The organism is Mycobacterium sp. E2479 (genome assembly GCF_001667925.1).
In the GTDB taxonomy this organism is placed as follows: Bacteria; Actinomycetota; Actinomycetes; order Mycobacteriales; family Mycobacteriaceae; genus Mycobacterium.
Map to the genome: position 1 here is coordinate 1 of NZ_LZJR01000170.1, position 548 is coordinate 548.

Annotated in this window: 1 protein-coding gene; it reads left to right on the forward strand. The window is 68.1% G+C overall.

Annotation, left to right across the window (positions count from 1 at the left end; genetic code table 11):
• Positions 1 to 548 (forward strand): VWA domain-containing protein (locus A5686_RS26155; protein WP_156750249.1); only part of this gene is annotated, 548 nt, incomplete at both ends.

A 548-nucleotide genomic window follows, 5' to 3' on the forward strand; every position in this document is an offset into this window, starting at 1 on the left:
GACCATCCTGCTGGCCGTGTCGCTGGTATTGCTGACCACCGCGATGGCCGGGCCGACCTCGGACGTCCGGATTCCGCTCAACCGCGCGGTCGTGATGCTGGTGATCGACATGTCGCAGTCCATGCGGGCGACCGACGTCGAACCCAACCGCCTCAAGGCGGCCGAACAGGCCGCGACCCAGTTCGCCAGTCAGCTCACGCCGGGCATCAACCTCGGACTGGTGGGTTTCGCGGGCACGCCGTATTTGCTGGTGCCGCCGACCCCGCAGCACCAGGCCACTATCGACGCCCTGAAGAAGCTGGAGTTCGCCGACAGCACCGCGACGGGTGAAGCGATCTTCACCGCCCTGCATGCGATCAGCGCGACCGCGGTTGTCGGCGGCGACGCCCCACCACCGGCGCGGATCGTGCTGCTCTCCGATGGCCGCGAGAACAAGCCCTCCAACCCCAGCGATCCGCACGACGGCGTCTACACCGCGGCGCGGCTGGCCAAGGACGAGGGTGTTCCCATCTCGACGATCTCGTTCGGGACCAAGGGCGGCGAGATCG